We start from the raw sequence: 14,077 nt of genomic DNA, 5'->3' as shown, positions 1-14,077 counted from the left end.
CATTCACCCCTCTTTTACTGTTGCCGTTTTCACAGCTTCCCGGACAAAACCGCCGGATGTGCGAATCAACGCTTCCGCTTCTTCTTTTGCGACGCCCGTAAAGATCATGACAATCGCCAGTTTCACATCGAAATCAGTTGTCTCAAGAACCTTTTCCGCTTGTTCGTAAGAAACTTCGGTGAGCGTGCAGACCATCTGCTTCGCCCGTTCGCGCAATTTATAATTGCTGGCGTTCAAATCGACCATAAGATTTTTATAAACTTTGCCGGTTTTGATCATCGAAGCAGTCGTAATCATATTAAGAATCATTTTATGGGCTGTTGCTGCGCGAAGCCGCGTGGAGCCGGTCAATACTTCCGGTCCAGTGACGACTTCGATTTTGATGTCGGCATGTTTGCCGATCAGTGACTTTTCATTGCTCGACAAGGCGACAGTCGTTGCACCACATGAGTTGGCATAGACAAGCCCTCCTTTGACGTAAGGTGTGCGTCCGCTTGCCGCGATGCCGATGATGACATCGTGTTTTGTGATGTTCAGCTTTTCGAGGTCGGATGCGCCGAGCAATTCGTCGTCTTCCGCTCCTTCGACTGCGTTGAACATGGCTCCGTTTCCACCGGCGAGTACCGCCTGGACCATATCGGGTGACGTGCTGAATGTCGGTGGACATTCAACGGCGTCAAGCACGCCGATGCGGCCGCTGGTTCCGGCTCCAGTGTAAATCAGCCGGCCTCCCGCTTTGAATGCGCTGACGACTTTTTCAACCGTCTGCTCAATCTGCGGCAGGACTTTCTGGACGGCCAGCGCGATAGTCTGATCTTCTTCGTTCATGGTTTTGAGTATTTCCGAAGTCGGCATTTCGTCAAGACTCGCCGATTTCGGATTGGATTCCTCTGTGATGAGAAGTGATAACTTTTCCATGGCTTCGCCCCCTATCTGTAAAGTAAGAATTGCCGTCTTATGTCAGCGAAAGTTTCGCTGTCTTTTTGGCAATACTGTAAAAATTCTTCTGCGCCGCCGTTTGCCAGTGCGTTGCGCAGCAGGTCCGTGCCGGCCAGGAGATCGAACATCGGATGCTTGAGGTTGCCGTATTCCAGGAACACCAGCTCTTCCGGGTACATTTCAGCGATCAGGCTGAGCACACGAATAAAACTCGCCAGCGGCTGAAACAACTGCCTGTCCATAATATGGAGCTGAATGCCTTCACACAGTTCTCCTGCACGTTTCGCCTGTGCCGGCGTAAAGCTAATCGCTCGCGCTTTGACGTGTTGAAGGCCGAGAGCGTTGACAGCGTCCTGCAACCGGATGCCGTCGATAAACGGGGCGCCGACGATTTCAAAGGGCTGGGCGGTTCCGCGTCCTTCTGATAAGTTCGTTCCTTCTATTAAACAGGTTCCCGGATACAGCAGCATCATATCGAGCCCTGTCGTATTCGGTGAAGGCGGAATCCACGGCAATCCGGTATCCGGAAATAACATGCCGCTCTGCCAGCCTTCCATTTTGACCACTTCCAAATCGCAGCCGATTTTAAAGGTTTCATTGAAATAAAGTGCCAGTTCCCCCGCCGTCATGCCATGGCGGTTCGGAATCGGGTAGAGTCCGACGAAAGATGTGAAATCGGATTCGATAAGATTTCCCTCGAGTGCTTCGCCCCCGATTGGATTGGGGCGGTCCAGGACATACATCTTTTTGCCCGTCCGCACACAAGCTTCCATCAGATAGGCCATCGAGTAAATATAAGTGTAATAACGTGCGCCGATATCCTGAAGATCGTAAATCGCAACATCGATATGCTGCATCATGGCGTCCGTCGGTTTTTTCGTTTTGCCGTAAAGGCTGTAGACCGGCACGCCCGTTTCGCTGTGGACGCTGTCTCCGAATTTCTCACCTTCTTTGGCATCCGTCTTTAAGCCGTGTTCCGGTGCGAACAGGACGCGCAAGTCGAGATCAGGATGGTGGTGAAACAGACGAATCGCCGATTCCAGCTGTGAGTCGGCCCCTGTTTGATTGGTCAGGAGACCGATTCGTTTTCCCTTCAGCTCGTGCGTCCGATTTTCCAGGAATACTTCGAGTCCTAGCTTTACAGCGGCCGCCATTATTCCTTCACGCCGCCGAGTGTCAAGCCTTTAACGAAGTAGCGCTGGAACAGGATAAAGACGATGATCATCGGAATTGCGGCTACCGCAGCTCCGCTCATCAATAATTTAAAGCTGGCCAGATTGGCGTCTTGAAGTGTTTTCAATCCAACCGGCAAGGTGTACAGCTCTGCGCTGTTCAACACGATAATCGGCCACAGGAATGAATTCCAGACATTCATGAACGTAAAGATCCCAAGTGCGGCAAGACCCGGTTTCGCAAGCGGAAGCACGATTGTCCAGTAGGTGCGCCATTCGCTTGCGCCGTCCATACGCGATGCTTCGAGCAGTTCATCCGGAATTGAATACATGAACTGGCGCATCAGGAACACGCCGAAGACCATCGACAGATCCGGCAGAATGAGCGCCCAATGCGTATCCATCAAGTTCAAATTCCCAACCATGATGAACAGCGGCACCAGCGTAACCTGCCCTGGGATCATCATCGTTGAAATAATGATCCAGAAGATGAGATTCCTCCCCGGGAATTTCTTTTTGGCGAGCACATAACCGGCCATGGAATCGATCAGCAGAATCCCGACCGTTACGACAACGGAAATATAAACACTGTTGAAGAACCATTTGCCGACATCATGTTTTTGGAACAGCGTGGCGAAACTTGAGAACGTATTGTCGATGATATGGTCCATCATTTCTCGGTGATACGCTTCTTCTTCCGCATTTCCTGCTTTATCCGCTTCGCGTGCTTCACCCCAATGTTCAAAATAAAGCGGGATCCCCATCGGATATAGTTTCGGCGGATTGGAATCGACATAGGAAACAGGGCGATCCATATCTTCCGACTGGTAGCTGCTGAGTTGCAGCGAGGTAGAAAATACCCAATAAAGAGGAAGTAGTGAAACGACCGCAAAAACGGTCAGCAGGACATAGATGATTAATTTATTTGCTCGTTTACTTTGATTTTTCACAGTCAATCCTCCAATCACTCATCATGGCGGAGCACCCGGAATTGGATGACAGAGAAGATGAGAATAATGACAAACAATACGACCGATTGTGCGGCCGCCAAACCGAATTCGAAATCCCGGAAACCGGTTTTATAGATGAGGTGGACAAGTGTTTCGGTGGCGTTACCCGGCCCACCGCCCGTCATCATGATGATCTGGGTGAACACCTGGAACGAACCGATCGTGCTGAGCAGCACCAGGTAGAGCGTCGTCGGCTTCAACAGTGGAACAGTGATATGCCACCATTGTTTGAGGCTGCCGGCTCCATCAATTTTCGCCGCTTCATAGAGCGCCGTCGAAATCGAGCCCATCGACGCCAGGTACATGATGATGCCGACACCGAATGGTATCAAACATTGCATGATGATTAACGCCCATAACGCGGTTGCCGATTGGCCCAGCCAGTTGACCGGATCGACCCCAAACCAGCCGAGCAAATAATTGAACAAACCGAAATCGTAATTGTACATCCAGCGCCATACCATCGCGATGATGACCATTGAAGTCACCGTCGGCAAATAGAACGCGGACCGGAAAAAGCTCTGTGACACTTTGCCGAGCGCGAAAATCATCGACGCGCCGATCAAAGCCGTGATGACGCCGAAAGGCACCGTCACAATCGTGAACAGCATCGTATTTTTCAATGCCGCCATAAATGCGGCGCTCTGGAACACGGTTATGTAATTTTGAAATCCGGCAAATTCACTGCCGAAAATCTTGTATTCCTGAAACGACAAGACGAATGCCCATAACACAGGAATTGCGACGAATAAGGTGAACAGCACCAATTTGGGCAATAAAAACAGGTACGCCGCATAGTTTTTCTTCATTTGTTTCCAAACACTTTCGTTAAATCGTTTTTTGACTTTCAGTTCTTCTTCGCCTTTTTTCGGTACCGCTCCAATTGGCACTTGAGTCATTGCGGGACACCTCCTAAAAATGAAGCAGGCTTGCGCGTGGCACAGCCTGCTCGAAATCTTCTATTCCAATAAGCCGTCTACGACAACTTTTGCATCAGCCATTGCTTGCTCTGCAGTTTTCTCACCGTTGAAGACGAGTTGAAGTTCTGTTTGGATCGCTTCATCGATTTTTCTCCACTCCGGATGGCGTGGAAGCATTACCACTTGTTCAGACATTTCCATCGCGCGCGCCATTTCAGGGTTTTCCGCGAATGGATCTTGTTCAGCCGCACTGATGCGAGCCGGGAAGACGCCATAATTCTGAGCCATCGTCACTTGCTCATCAGCAGTCGAGATGAATTGCATGAAGTCTGCTACCGCAGCTTTTTTGTTAGCATCTTCGTCCTGGTGGAACATTGTCCAGCCGCCGACCCCACCGATTGTTTTCGAAGTTTCTTCATCACCGGTCGGATATTCAGCTACCATGAAGTTTGTCGGGTAAGCGCCTTGAGCCGCGCCAATCGCCCATGTTGCCCATGGTTGCATAGCTACCGTACGTTGTTCTTCGTTTGCCCAAGCCTGGAATGTTCCGCCGACATCATTGCCGCCATGCGTTTCAGGTGCAGCGTTTTCCGTCAGTTTTAAATCAGCCAGATCCTGGATCGCCTGAATGGTTTCAGGGTCGTCGAATGTGAATTCAGTCATATCTTCGTTCAAAGGTGATCCGCCATTCTTATAGAAGAAAGGCCACGCTTCGTAATACCCAGGCATGATGTATGTCGAGAATCCGTATACATCCGTCTCGCCATCGTCGTCGCGGTCAAACGTCAACTCTTTTGCAGCAGACAGGAATTCATCATACGACCATTGGCCGTTTTCCGGCGGTGTAACGCCTGCTTCTTCAAACAGATCCAAATTCAACAGCATCGTATGAAGTGTGATGGAGTTCGGAATGCCGTAGAGTTTCCCGTCATATGTGTAAGCATCAAGTGCATTTTCATAAAAGTCTTCTTTCGCTTCGTCATCGATATAAGCATCAAGCGGTTCTACAACGCCCTGCTCGATATGGTCGATTGAGATTGCGCTTCCACTGATGTCAACCGGCGCAATATCCGGCCAGCCTTTACCGGCAATCGCTACACCCAGCTTATCGCCCATTTCTGCCCAAGGAACCTGCACCATTTCGATTTCAATGCCTTCATTCGCTTCTTCGTATTCAGCAATTTTCTCTTCCAGCCAGTGGAATTTATTGTCATCTTCATCCGGCCATCTCGGGCCGTCCCAGATCGTAATTGTACCTTTAAATTCTTCTACATCGCCCGTTTCTTCGGCGTTGCTGTTGCATCCCGCAAGTACACTTGCTGCCATACCAAGTGAAGCGACTGTCAAAACAGATTTTCTGTACATTTTCGTCATTTCTATTCCCCCCAATGTTTTGATTGCCATGCAATTTTCCCCAAAATTGTCGGCCGCTCCGCCCCTGTGGCAGCGGGCAGATTATTCGGTTTCCTGTTGAAACCCAAATAACCGAGCAGCGCGAAAACAAATGCTTCTTTGGCATCTGAATCGATGCCGATTTCGTTGGAGGCTTTTACTGAGATGTTGTCGGGCATGCGCTCTTTCAAAAATCCGAGCAGCGTGCCGTTATGTACGCCCCCACCGCTGACAAATACTTCGTCGATGTCGTGGCTGTCCGCGAACTTACGGATTTCAGCGGCAATCGTTTCCGCTGTCAGCTTTGTCATCGTAGCGATTCTGTCTTCTTCTGCCATTTGCCGGCTGTCGGCTTCCTGCCACAATTCATCGGCATAAGATGTACCGAACAGCTCGCGTCCGGTGCTTTTCGGTGCCGGTAAATTGTAATAGGGATTTTCGAGCAATTGAGCCAGCCATTCGCTGTCCACTCGTCCGGCAGCTGCGATTTTACCGTCCTCGTCGTAATTCCGCTTCCCGCCCGTATGCTTTGATGCAAAGGCATCGATGATCATATTGCCGGGCCCCGTGTCAAATGCAAGCGTTTTCTTTTTGCTGCTTACTGAGGGCAGGACGGTCATATTCGCGATGCCTCCGATATTCAGGAGGATTCTGCCCGCCGTTTCCGACTGAAATAAAATTTTATCAGCAAACGGAACAAGCGGAGCCCCCTGACCACCGGCCGCCATATCGCGCGGGCGGAAATCACCGATGACCGTTTTTCCGGAGAACTCAGCAAGCGCTGAAATGTCACCGATTTGAAAGCTGTTGGGGCGCGCAAAAGGATCGGCCCCTCCTATCACGGGTTCATGCCACATCGTCTGGCCATGTGAACTGATCAGATCGATCGATTCGTAATCGACATCCGTTGCTTCCAATGCCTCCCTGATCAGACGCGCGTAATATTCCCCGAGATACATATTCATCGATGAAACCTGCTGCATCGGTGCCAGCGGATCCATCAATTGCAGGAGCTTCGCCTTCAGTTCATCCGGATAGGACATTGTCGTGAAGTGGACCAGCTGATAGCTTATCTTGCCTCCCGATTCCGCGAAATCCGCGACCGCAATATCAAGGCCGTCCAGCGATGTTCCGGACATTAATCCACAAACTCTCATTGCTTCCACTTGACCACCCCTTTCCGATGCGCCAGAATTGTTCGAAAACTCTTATTCATATAGTAGCTTTTTTAAAATTAAATATCAATACTTTTTATTAAATTTAAAAATAAATATCAATTAGCTATATAAGTTGAACTAATAAATCTTCAGTAATCGATATTCCGCAAAACAGCTCGCTTGCCTGGGGGCTCGTGCTGAGCTAACTCTGGCTCGTTGCACTTCGCCCGAGTGGATCTCAGCACTTCGCTTGCTCCCCTGGGCGTCTTCGCTGTTTTGCTCCATATCTAAGCTATTCTCTCAGCCCAGTCCATAGCGCCGAAGCGAGATGAGAATATTGATTCTTTACTTCAACCTATAATAGAAGAATTGAAATTATAGAATCGTCACCGGCAGCTTGCCGTTGATTTCTGTCTTGCCTACCAAGGCTTCCGCCATTGTTTCAAATGCGGATTTGGTGAATTCGTAGGTGCAATAAATGCGGTTTGCATTTTTGAATTGTGCTGCATCGTATGGTGTCCGAATGGCGATGACGTCAGATGGGACACCGGTATCAATCAGTTCATTGACGAAATTCCGCTGGCTTTCCTGGACGGCTGCATTGAGTGTCAGGATGACAAGGCGGTCGAAGTTTTGAGCCTGTTCGACTATTTTATGTTGCTGCTTTTCGTAGTTGGCTGGATCGATTTCGATGACTTCGACATGGCTATGAACCTTTTTGAGCTGTTCCGCCATCTCCAAAGTTGAATAGCGTTTGTCTTCCACCATGGTGGCGTATTCGTTATGCGGGTAGATGAGCAGCACTTTGTCGGATGGTGCAATGGACTGTCCGCCTTTGCCGCCGGTCAGCGTGATGCCTTGCTTATATATGCTTTTCATTTCCAGCTGGTGTTCGGTGGAGCCTACGAATGCCGGAACGCTGCTGTTTTCTGCAATTTCATTCCATCCATCGTAATTGGCGATCATGCTGTTGATGCGTTCAATCGAACGGTCGACTTGTGCTTCTTCGATATCGCCGTTTTCGATGGCTTCGGCAATTTTCAGGATGGCTTGTTCCTGCAGATCGTGCATGTGTGAAACCATCACCAAATCGACGCCGGCCTGGACAGCTTTAACCGAACCGTTGACTGTGCCGATGCCTTTGGCGATCGCATCCATCTCCATGCAATCCGTGGTTACGACGCCGTCAAAGCCGAGCTCTTCGCGCAGAAGTCCTGTTATGACAGAGCGCGACAAGGTTGCCGGCAGATTTGCCTCTCCTTCAAGTGCGGGGAAATAAACATGCGCGCTCATGATGGCGTCCGCTCCGGCCGCGATGCAATCTTTGAACGGCACCAATTCCACCGCATGAAGCCGCTGGAGTCCGTGGCTGATGACAGGCAAATCGAGATGTGAATCAACACTGGTATCGCCGTGGCCCGGAAAGTGCTTGAGCGTCGTCATGACTTTTGCATCCTGCATGCCGAGCATCGATTGTTTTGCCAGTTCGCTGACCTTTTCAGGATTTTCGCCGAATGAGCGCACACCGATGACCGGGTTTTTTGGATTGTTATTAATATCGACGACCGGCGCCAGATTCCAGTTGATGCCTAGCGCTTTCAATTCCTTGCCGGTCAATTCGCCGGCTTTGCGTGCATGGGCCGGATCCTGTGCGGCTCCGAGCAGCATCGCGCCCGGAATGATTGTGGTGCCTTCCCCGAGGCGGCGGACGACGCCATTTTCCTGATCAATGGAAATCAACAGCGGCACGTTGTAGCCGGCTGCTTTTGCTTCTGCTTGAAGCGACCGGGTCAACTCAAGAATTTCTTCCGGCGTGCCGATATTGCGGCCGAACAAGATCACGCCTCCGATATGGTAAGTGTGGATCAGATGTTTTATTTCTTCCGAAATGGTGAGTCCTTTGAATCCGGCAATCATGAGACGGCCGGCTTTTTTATGTAAAGTCATGGTTAGCCTCCTTAAGTGGTTTGAAATCCGGGGATGTGGCCTTCCCGGCGGACATGCAGCCCTTTCGAGTTCTGCAAAGTCTGTGCATATTGTGTGCGGCCAAGACAGCCGCGCGTTGTGCCGAGCGCTTTATAATAATCGTAATAGCGGAAACTGCCTGAGTTCATGATGAACCAGTAACAGGACAGCGCCTCCAGATAGGCGTCGAACGATTCGGTGACGTCGACGTAAATATCCGGTTCGTAACCTTCCATGTCCTCCCAGTTTTCACTATGGAAAACGCGGCGGATGCCGTGCGGCGGCAAGCCGTCCAGCTCGAAACCGGGGAGCGATGCTTTCAGCCAGGCATCCTGGACGAGTTTCTGGCAGATGGCGTGGTCGGGATGCATGCTGTTGACCCAGTGGGTTATGACAAAATCCGGTTTTTCTGTGCGGAAAATCGTTGCGACTTCTTTCGAAAGCTCCGCTGTGAATTCCAGTTCCGCATCGCGATGGCTGAGTGTGATGCTCATGCCGCCGAGGATTGCAGCTGCCTTTTCCGCTTCCGCAATTTTCTGCTGACGATATACTTCGGTATCTAAATGTGGTGGTGCGCCTTTTTCGCCCGCTGTCAGATGCAGAAAAGTTACTTTATAACCTGCCTCTGCATATTTATGTGCAATTGCACCGGCTTGCAATTCGCCGTCTCCGCAATGCGCACCGACAATCATTAAGTGCATGCTGCTCCCCCTTTTTATTGTTCCAGATTGGCGACTATCAAATTGTGCAGCCGCGGACGCAGCCGGATGATCGGATCCTGGTGTCCGAAGTAGACGCGGTTGGTCAGCAGCATGATCGTCAATTGCCGTTCTATGTCGATATAAAAGCTCGTTCCGGTATACCCCGTATGGCCGTAAGTCTTTGATGACAGCAGATCGCCCACTGGACCGGCCCCGCGCGCTTTCAGTTCAAAGCCGATGCCCCGCGCATCATCGCTGTAGGGAGTAAAATCCTGCCGCGCTTTTTCGAGCCACAGGGGATGGAGAATTTGATCGCCATTGTGTACGCCATCGTTCTCCAGCATTTTTGTGAAGATCGATAAATCATCCATCGTTGAGAAAAGACCCGCATGCGCGCTGATGCCGCCCATGAATTCGGTATTGTCGTCATGGACGATGCCGTATTTATGGCCGCCGATATGCTCTAAAAATTCCGTCGGGGCATAACGTGAATTTTCGTAATCCGGCAGAAACTTCGTATCGTTCATACCCATCGGCGCAAACAGATGCTGCTCAGCATAAGCTTCGATCCGCTGGCCTGTCACTTTTTCAATCACTGCCATCAGCATAATGAAGCCGAGATCGCTGTATACCACTTGCGTTTCGGGTTCATAAACAAGCTGTTCTTTATAAATTTCTTCATAAACCTGCTGCTTCGTCAGCCGGTCCGCAAAATAATGGCGATGCGCCGGGAGTCCTGATGAGTGCGTCAGCAAATGCCGCAGCCGGACATTTTCTTTGCCGTTTGCACCAAATTCCGGCACAAAAGCTGCCACCCGATCATGCAGATAGATTTGACCTTGCTCGAGCAGCTGTAAAATGATCGGCGTCGTCACCATCACTTTTGTCAGCGATGCCATATCATAAACAGTCTTTCCGGTGACGGGCACCCGTTCATTTTCCAAACTGTTCGTCCCGAGCGCTTCATCCACGATCAACTCGCCTTTATGGCGCACACGGATGATTGCGCCCGGCGTCACCTGTTTGTCGATTTCATTCTGCAGAAATGTTCTCACCAAGCTCTTCATGCCGTCACCCTTTTCACTTTTGAGTGTTTTTGCCATCGTTATGTATTGTTTCCATACGTTGAATCCCATCTTTTCGTAGAACGGCACAAGTTGCGTCCAGTCTATTGTAATCACATCCGAACCGCGGCGGACCAATTCATTGGCGGCGGCTTTCACGAGATCGAGCCCGTACCCCCGCCCCCGGATGCTGCGATTGATTCCGAGCGGACCGATGCCGCCGAGCTCTCCGTCAAATAACGGGGACCAGTAGACGTTTTGTGCAATCAGCGGCGAGACGGAATCATTGATGCGGCAAAAGCCTTTTAACATTCCTTCTATATACAGACCCATGAATTCCCGGCCGGCCGCTCCGGTTTCCAAATAGCTCAGCGCCTCGTAATGCCATCTTCCAGGGAAATTCGTTTTCAGAAACTCCAGCAGATCCGGAAGTTCGTGCGGCTCTATCACTTTGAACTGTTCAGATGGATTTTCCATTTCGTATGTTGATTTCCTGTCCATTTTTCTCATCAGATCCGTCTCGAGCGATTCACGCACATATCCCTGGCTTTCAAACCAGTTTGCGGTTAGCGTGTCGTCAGCCGGGACTCCCGGAAAGTAATGCCATGGATCCCGGCCCAGACGGATCTGTTTCATTTCCGCTTGGGCGAACATGTCTTCCGCATGCTTCAAGAGCCTCCTCCCGAGTCCCAATCCGCGCATTTCGCGCTTTACCAGCAAACATTGGATCCAGCCGATATCCCGGTTCATTTCCGCTTCCGTTTGTTCCTGAAACCGTTTCGCGACAATAAAACCGGCGAGCCTGCCTTCTTCTGCTACCGCTACCGAAGCTTCTTCGATCAAATTCAGATCACCGAACGTATTCTGCTCCCATAACCTCTCCTGCATGGGAAATGAATCACCGAGTTCGCGGTTCCAGAATTCCGTAATCTCCTCGGTGCTGAACTCACCCAAATGGCGCAATTCCATCAAAATCGCCTCATTTCTTTAATTCCCGGTTCAACCGTTCTGCGAATGATTCCTCAATGGAGCTGATTCCCATCGCTTTCAAACCGCCGATTACCGCACCGCCGACCGGGTCTACCCGGGTTTCCCGGAATATGACATTCGGCAGCGATTTTCTGCTCAATTCATTCAGGTACCAAACAAATTGACCGGGGTGGGTAAAGACGCCGCCCGATAAGACGATAACCGTCGGATGGTCAAAATCGAATAGCTTGTTGTGGCAGGCTTCGATGCATTTCATCATTTCTTCACAGGCTTTGCAGATGATTCCTTCCGCAACCGGATCTCCTGCTTGCGCCGCTTCCACTACGATCGGGGAAAGTTTTGCAATGACCGCGCGCGGGTGCTCTTTTGGACTGTAGATTTTCCCGGTCAATTCCGGCACATGCCTTGCGTCAAAGAAATTAAGGAGTCGCTCTGTCAGCACTGTCGACGGCCCGCGTCCATCGAAATGTTCAAAAACTGCGCGTAGAGCTTCGTTGCCCAGGTAGTACCCGCTGCCCCCATCATCGAACAGATAACCCCAGCCTCCGGCACGTGCTCTTTTATCTTCGTAATTTATGCCAAATGAAATTGCACCGGTTCCGGCGATTTGAACGATTCCCGGATTCCCGAGCGTACCGGAATAGAGTGCGTTATAAGCATCGTTCACCACGACAACATCCGTCTGCGCAGGCAGCTGTTTCTTCAGGAGTTTTGCAAATTCAGCATCGCCTCCGCTTTCACCGACTCCTGACATGCCCGCAAAACATACCGAGAGCTGGGCGAAAATATGCGGATTCTGATTTTCCAGCTCAGCCAGGAGTCCGCTGAGCACCTCCTCGAATTTTTCCTGAGTCAGCGCATTCGGATTGCTGCTGCCTCCAATCGTCTGCATATAAACCCTGCCGCTCTCATCGGCGACCACTCCTGAAGTTTTCGTTCCTCCCCCGTCAATTCCCAACACATACATAACAGCGCCTCCGCTTTCTTTTTTCTCTTCTACTAGTTTATTATAAATTTTTGAAATATTATTTCAACTTTTCTTTTAAAAACCGTTATTTTTTTTCAACACACGACTTTCTGTTAGTACAATCCTCGATAAATAAAGCACGCAACAGGAAAAGCATTTCCTGCAGCGTGCTTTCAGTTTTTATTCCTTTAATAACGTGTCTCCAATTCAATCCCTTTATAAAAATGCTTCAGGATAACTTCGTAGGAATAGCCAGCTTCAGCCATGCCGACTGCGCCAACCTGTGACATGCCGACGCCGTGGCCCCAGCCTCCGCCGTTTGTCTTGAAGCCAGTGACTTCCCCGTTTACTTCATCTGTAACCGGTTCGATGATGAATAATGTACTCAGCAACACTGCCGGATCACCGCTCGCGTTGATGTACTGCAATGCCCAGCGGATGCGGTCTTTGTATTCGTAGAATGTGCCGTTTTCAGTGACAAACTCGATTTCCGCCACACGTCCTGAACTTGAATGTTCGAGCACGTTGATTTCGTAGACTTCACCCACATCAATATTATAGTAGAGACTCAATACTTCGCTCATCTCTTCAGCCGTCCATTCAAAATTCCATCGGTAATAACGGGACCAATCCGCTTCGAAATCGCCTTTTTTCACTTTGCGCAGCGATTCACCTTCATCAGAATTCTTATAGACATCAAGTGCCGGTACGTATTTCAATGAATTTCCTTTTTGCGCAACATGTGTGCCGCGAAGGTAATCGGTCGCGCCTGAATTCCAGACGTCTTCGTTATTGGCAGTCGCTCCGCCGCTTGTCGAATGGTAAACAGCTGTAATCAGCTTGCCGTCATATGTCGCAACAATTCCTTTTGTGCCATCGATGGCATCGGTCGAAATCGGATGCTCCGCCGCAGATCCGCCGTATACCTGGTCAGATGTGGTCGGCAGTAAATCATAACCGTCGGCACTGCGTTTGCCCATGTTGGACAAGGCATATGTGCGCGCTGCAATTGCCTGTGATTTCTGTGCTTCCAGTTCACCGTAAGGATTCGGCGGCAATTCGTGCGGCACTACCCCGTAAAGATATTCTTCCATCATCAATTCATTGATGCCCGCAAGTGTGCCCGTGCTGTTGAATCCCGCTTCTGCCAAACCGCGGTATGGTTTGCCGTTGATTGAAACACGCTCAGATGCTGCGATGATCTGTACAGCGTTGGCGGCTGTCGCCGTTTCGCCGGCATACGTCACATTCAACGCCATTTCTCCCTCACCTACAGTGATTACGCGCCAATAGGAATCGCTGCCCCCAAGGCCTGCTGCAACGATGTCATTTTTAAATGCTGCACGTTCACTCCAGCCTGCATCAGCCGGAAATTTGCCGATCAAGAGACGGTCAAAGTCACCAAACTCTTCAACGTAAGTAACATATCCGGCCGCTGCTGCCCGTTCCAGCCAGTCTTCCTTATAGCTTTCACTTGTCGTGGAAGCGACCTGCAGGCGGTAATTTGTCTGAACGACTGCAGCTCCTCCAAGTTCAACGTCCACCGTTCCTTCTGCGCCAGCGATAAGAACCTCCCCGGTTTCCTTGTCAACAACGTCAAATGCTCCTTCTGCTCCCATTACCAGACTCTCCGCTGTCGGCACCACGCCGATTCGGATGACAGGCTCCTGTTCCTCTGCAGCAACATTGACCGGTCCGATCCCCTGTAAAAATAAAGCGCTTACAATTGCTGCAACGATGAAATACTTGAACACATCTCTCAAATCACCCATTCCCTTCTTCCTCAAAATTTTATTGCTC

11 protein-coding genes are annotated in these 14,077 nt (G+C 50.3%); all 11 read right to left on the bottom strand.

Annotated elements, in window-relative coordinates:
* Nucleotides 1–3 precede the first annotated feature (3 nt).
* The 11 genes from murQ to ACFQ1X_RS01550 all read right to left on the bottom strand — a co-directional run bounded on the left by murQ (nucleotide 4) and on the right by ACFQ1X_RS01550 (nucleotide 14,049).
* A complete protein-coding gene (gene murQ, locus ACFQ1X_RS01600; protein ID WP_144840391.1) occupies nucleotides 4–918 on the bottom strand; it encodes an N-acetylmuramic acid 6-phosphate etherase in 915 nt (304 codons plus the stop codon).
* 11 nt (nucleotides 919–929) lie between these two features.
* Nucleotides 930–2,093, bottom strand: a complete 1,164-nt coding sequence (locus ACFQ1X_RS01595; RefSeq protein ID WP_144840390.1) for an exo-beta-N-acetylmuramidase NamZ family protein — start codon at nucleotides 2,091–2,093, stop codon at nucleotides 930–932.
* Nucleotides 2,093–3,061: a carbohydrate ABC transporter permease gene (locus tag ACFQ1X_RS01590; RefSeq protein ID WP_144840389.1), complete on the bottom strand. Its 969-nt coding sequence runs from the start codon at nucleotides 3,059–3,061 to the stop codon at nucleotides 2,093–2,095. Before ACFQ1X_RS01590 ends, ACFQ1X_RS01595 begins: the two co-directional genes overlap by 1 nt.
* Before the next feature lie 14 nt (nucleotides 3,062–3,075).
* Nucleotides 3,076–4,020 carry a carbohydrate ABC transporter permease gene (locus tag ACFQ1X_RS01585; protein ID WP_379081073.1) on the bottom strand — a complete coding sequence of 315 codons (945 nt, stop codon included), beginning with the start codon at nucleotides 4,018–4,020 and terminating at the stop codon, nucleotides 3,076–3,078.
* A 60-nt stretch (nucleotides 4,021–4,080) separates the two neighbouring features.
* On the bottom strand, nucleotides 4,081–5,445 hold the full coding sequence (locus ACFQ1X_RS01580; RefSeq protein WP_379081070.1) for an extracellular solute-binding protein: 1,365 nt from the start codon (nucleotides 5,443–5,445) through the stop codon (nucleotides 4,081–4,083).
* Nucleotides 5,418–6,590, bottom strand: coding sequence for an anhydro-N-acetylmuramic acid kinase (locus ACFQ1X_RS01575; protein WP_144840459.1), 1,173 nt, complete (start codon nucleotides 6,588–6,590; stop codon nucleotides 5,418–5,420). Before ACFQ1X_RS01575 ends, ACFQ1X_RS01580 begins: the two co-directional genes overlap by 28 nt.
* Nucleotides 6,591–6,965: 375 nt before the next feature.
* Nucleotides 6,966–8,537 carry a beta-N-acetylhexosaminidase gene (gene nagZ / locus ACFQ1X_RS01570; protein ID WP_144840387.1) on the bottom strand — a complete coding sequence of 524 codons (1,572 nt, stop codon included), beginning with the start codon at nucleotides 8,535–8,537 and terminating at the stop codon, nucleotides 6,966–6,968.
* A gap of 11 nt (nucleotides 8,538–8,548) precedes the next feature.
* On the bottom strand, nucleotides 8,549–9,256 hold the full coding sequence (locus tag ACFQ1X_RS01565) for a PIG-L deacetylase family protein (RefSeq protein ID WP_144840386.1): 708 nt from the start codon (nucleotides 9,254–9,256) through the stop codon (nucleotides 8,549–8,551).
* 14 nt (nucleotides 9,257–9,270) lie between these two features.
* Nucleotides 9,271–11,289: a GNAT family N-acetyltransferase gene (locus tag ACFQ1X_RS01560; protein ID WP_144840385.1), complete on the bottom strand. Its 2,019-nt coding sequence runs from the start codon at nucleotides 11,287–11,289 to the stop codon at nucleotides 9,271–9,273.
* A gap of 10 nt (nucleotides 11,290–11,299) precedes the next feature.
* Complete coding sequence (locus ACFQ1X_RS01555; protein WP_144840384.1) at nucleotides 11,300–12,277, bottom strand: N-acetylglucosamine kinase; 978 nt, start codon at nucleotides 12,275–12,277, stop codon at nucleotides 11,300–11,302.
* Between the two features lie 188 nt (nucleotides 12,278–12,465).
* Nucleotides 12,466–14,049 carry a SpoIID/LytB domain-containing protein gene (locus tag ACFQ1X_RS01550; RefSeq protein WP_379081065.1) on the bottom strand — a complete coding sequence of 528 codons (1,584 nt, stop codon included), beginning with the start codon at nucleotides 14,047–14,049 and terminating at the stop codon, nucleotides 12,466–12,468.
* Nucleotides 14,050–14,077: the final 28 nt, after the last annotated feature.

Source organism: Metaplanococcus flavidus, from assembly GCF_042675885.1.
In the GTDB taxonomy this organism is placed as follows: domain Bacteria; phylum Bacillota; class Bacilli; order Bacillales_A; family Planococcaceae; genus Planococcus; species Planococcus flavidus.
The sequence above is the reverse complement of the archived record's forward strand: the minus strand, read 5'-3'. Positions and strand labels throughout refer to the sequence as shown.

What these genes read in the sequence shown, in the direction of transcription:
- murQ (WP_144840391.1), bottom strand. Translation starts at nt 918, where the DNA reads ATGGAAAAGTTATCACTTCTCATCACAGAGGAATCCAATCCGAAATCG.
- ACFQ1X_RS01595 (WP_144840390.1), bottom strand. Translation starts at nt 2,093, where the DNA reads ATGGCGGCCGCTGTAAAGCTAGGACTCGAAGTATTCCTGGAAAATCGG.
- ACFQ1X_RS01585 (WP_379081073.1), bottom strand. Translation starts at nt 4,020, where the DNA reads ATGACTCAAGTGCCAATTGGAGCGGTACCGAAAAAAGGCGAAGAAGAA.
- ACFQ1X_RS01580 (WP_379081070.1), bottom strand. Translation starts at nt 5,445, where the DNA reads ATGGCAATCAAAACATTGGGGGGAATAGAAATGACGAAAATGTACAGA.
- ACFQ1X_RS01575 (WP_144840459.1), bottom strand. Translation starts at nt 6,590, where the DNA reads ATGAGAGTTTGTGGATTAATGTCCGGAACATCGCTGGACGGCCTTGAT.
- nagZ (WP_144840387.1), bottom strand. Translation starts at nt 8,537, where the DNA reads ATGACTTTACATAAAAAAGCCGGCCGTCTCATGATTGCCGGATTCAAA.
- ACFQ1X_RS01565 (WP_144840386.1), bottom strand. Translation starts at nt 9,256, where the DNA reads ATGCACTTAATGATTGTCGGTGCGCATTGCGGAGACGGCGAATTGCAA.
- ACFQ1X_RS01560 (WP_144840385.1), bottom strand. Translation starts at nt 11,289, where the DNA reads ATGGAATTGCGCCATTTGGGTGAGTTCAGCACCGAGGAGATTACGGAA.
- ACFQ1X_RS01555 (WP_144840384.1), bottom strand. Translation starts at nt 12,277, where the DNA reads ATGTATGTGTTGGGAATTGACGGGGGAGGAACGAAAACTTCAGGAGTG.
- ACFQ1X_RS01550 (WP_379081065.1), bottom strand. Translation starts at nt 14,049, where the DNA reads ATGGGTGATTTGAGAGATGTGTTCAAGTATTTCATCGTTGCAGCAATT.